This is a genomic window from Streptomyces sp. NPDC001530 (assembly GCF_042894545.1).
Taxonomy (GTDB): domain Bacteria; phylum Actinomycetota; class Actinomycetes; order Streptomycetales; family Streptomycetaceae; genus Streptomyces.
The window spans coordinates 1-2,862 of record NZ_JBIAVS010000069.1; the positions used below are offsets into that span (position 1 = coordinate 1).

3 protein-coding genes are annotated in these 2,862 nt (G+C 71.0%); all 3 read left to right on the forward strand.

Translation table 11 applies throughout. The annotated features are described in order from the left end of the window. The coding region (locus ACFY0T_RS50210; protein ID WP_388885953.1) for an alpha-glucosidase C-terminal domain-containing protein at positions 1-237 on the forward strand (237 nt) is incomplete at its 5' end. Positions 238-290: 53 nt separating this feature from the next. Beyond that, a complete protein-coding gene (locus tag ACFY0T_RS50215; protein WP_388885956.1) occupies positions 291-1,670 on the forward strand; it encodes a phosphotransferase in 1,380 nt (459 codons plus the stop codon). A 110-nt stretch (positions 1,671-1,780) separates the two neighbouring features. Next, on the forward strand, positions 1,781-2,862 hold a 1,082-nt coding region (locus ACFY0T_RS50220; RefSeq protein ID WP_388885959.1), incomplete at its 3' end, for an alpha-amylase family glycosyl hydrolase.

Sequence of the window (2,862 nt, forward strand, 5' to 3'; positions counted from 1 at the left end):
TTCCTGCGCGAGTACAAGGACGACCTGGTGCTGTGCGTCCACAACTTCTCCCGCTTCGCCCAGCCCACCGAGCTGGACCTGCGGGCGTTCAACGGGAGGCATCCGGTCGAGCTGATCGGCGGGGTGCGATTCCCGGCCATCGGCGAGCTTCCGTACTTGCTGACCCTCGCAGGCCACGGCTTCTACTGGTTCCGGCTCCGCCGCGCCGTCGCGCCCGGCGCCACCAGGCGATCTTGACCGTGCGACTCCGTGTGATCCCCCAGCGCCTGCCTCTGAAAGGACGTGTCGCCATGGCGAAGACCGCGCTGCACCGTCCGAGCGGCCTCGGCCTCGGCCCCGCTCCGCTGCTGACCTCGCTCGCCGAGCTGCTGCGCGCGTGGCTGCCGCGGCAGCGCTGGTTCGCGGGCAAGGGCAGGCCGGTCACGGATCTGACCCTGGTGTCGACGACCGAACTGTACCCAGGCTGCCTCCACCTGCTGGTCCGCACCGAACACCTCGGCCCGCCCGCCCACGGCGGCCCCGGCACTCCCGCTCCCGAGGACTGCTATCAACTGCTGCTCGGTGTACGGGAAGCCCTGTCGCCACGGCTCGCCCACGCCGCCATCGGCCGGGCGAGCGCGGGCCCGCTGGCCGACATGATCGTGTACGACGCCCTGCACGACCCCCGGGCAGCGGGACTGCTCCTGGAACGCCTCCGCCGGCCGGGCACGGCGGGCCCGCTGCGTTTCGAGCACGACGCACGGGTGACGGTGCCCGTCGGGCTCGCTCCCCGTCTCCTCGACGCCGAGCAGTCCAACTCCTCGCTGGTGTACGGGGATGCGTTCATCCTCAAGGTCTTCCGACGCGTCCAGCCCGGCATCAACCCTGACCTGGAGGTGCCTTGGGCGCTGGCCCGGCAGGGCTGCACCCGCGTGCCCGCTCCCGCCGCGTGGTTTCGGACCTCACGGCCGCAGGAAGCGACGCTCGGAGTGCTTCAGCCGTTCCTGCGCGAGGCCGTGGACGGCTGGACGCTGGCGCTCGAATCCCTCTCTTCGGGGTGGGAGTTCACCGACGAGGCGTACGAACTGGGCCGGGCGACCGCCGAGGTGCACCTGGCACTGGCCCAGGCGTTCCCGGTGAACGTCCCCAGCCCGCCGCAGAACGAGCTGCTTGCCACCGCGATGAGCGAGCGACTGGACGCCGCGGTGCATGCGGTTCCCGAACTCCAGCCCTACGCGGCCGGGCTGCGGTCCGCCTTCGACGCGCTCGCGGCCCTCGAGACGGCGGTCCGTCCCGCACAGCGGATTCACGGCGACCTTCACCTCGGCCAGGTGCTGTGGGCCGGGCAGCAGTGGTCCGTCATCGACTTCGAGGGCGAGCCCGCCCGCCCGCTCACCGAACGCCGGCGCGTCCAGTCTCCCGTACGCGATGTCGCGGGCATGCTGCGCTCCTTCGACTACGCCGCGCGCTCCCGCCAGCCCTGGCGTCCCGAGTGGGCGCAACGCTGCCACGAGGCCTACTGCGCGGGCTATGCCGCCGAGGCGGACTGGGACCCGCGCGAGGAACCCGCGCTGCTGCGCGCGTACGAGACGGACCGGGCCGTGTACGAAGTGCTGTACGAGGCGAGACACCGTCCTGACTGGCTGCCCGTGCCGATGGCGGCGGTCAGGCGTCTCGCCGAACGCTGCTGAAGGCCTTTCACCCGCACCACCCCACCCGCTCCCTATCCCCTTTCGAGGAGGCTGAACCCGTGACAGTCCGCACCGCATCGGTCAACGTACGGCCGCTCACTGCCGCTTCCATGGACGCGACAGACCGCGAGCGCCTGCTGTCGGGGGCACATCACGATCCTCACGCGCTGCTCGGCGCGCACCCGGTGCCAGGCGGCGTCGTGTTCCGCGCGCTGCGTCCCTACGCCCAGGCGGTGGCCGTCGTGGTGAACGGGCTGCGCACGAAGCTGGACGACGTGGGTGACGGCCTCTTCTCCGGCGTACTGCCGCTCGACGCGATGCCCGAGTACACGCTGTCGGTGACGTACGACGGCACCGACTTCGACGTGCAGGACCCGTACCGCTTCCTGCCCGCGCTGGGCGAACTCGATCTGCATCTGATCAGCGAGGGCCGGCACGAGGAGCTGTGGAAGGCGCTCGGCGCGGAGCCGATGGTGCACCAGGGCGTGACCGGCACCCGCTTCACGGTGTGGGCCCCGAACGCGCGCGGCGTCAGGGTCTGTGGGGACTTCTGCCACTGGGACGGCAACACCGGATTTCCGATGCGGTCGCTCGGCTCCTCCGGTGTGTGGGAGCTGTTCCTCCCCGGCATCGGCGAGGGAACGCGCTACAAGTTCGACATCACCCGCCCCGACGGTACGCGCACCCTGCGTGCCGACCCGATGGCCCGCCGCACCGAGGTGCCTCCGGCGACGGCGTCGATCGTGACGGAGTCATCCTATGGGTGGGGAGACTCCGAGTGGATGGCGGGGCGCGCGGAGAGTCGTCCGGTGCACGAGGCTCCGTTTTCCGCCTATGAAGTGCATCTGCCGTCCTGGCGCCCCGGGCTGACGTATCGCCAGCTTGCCGATCAACTCCCCGCGTACGTCTCCGACTTGGGCTTCACCCATGTGCAGCTGATGCCGGTGGCCGAGCATCCCTTCGGCGGGTCGTGGGGCTATCAGGTCACCGGGTTCTACGCGCCGACGGCCCGGCTGGGCACCCCGGACGACTTCAAGTACCTGGTGGACGCCTTGCACCGGGCCGGCATCGGCGTACTGATGGACTGGGTGCCCGCGCACTTCCCGCGCGACGACTGGGCGCTGGCCGAGTTCGACGGACGTCCGCTGTACGAGCACGAGGATCCGCTGCGGGCCGCGCACCCCGACTGGGG

Bases quoted from the DNA above. Each gene is read 5' to 3' on its own strand.
- ACFY0T_RS50215 (WP_388885956.1), top strand. From the start codon at position 291: ATGGCGAAGACCGCGCTGCACCGTCCGAGCGGCCTCGGCCTCGGCCCC.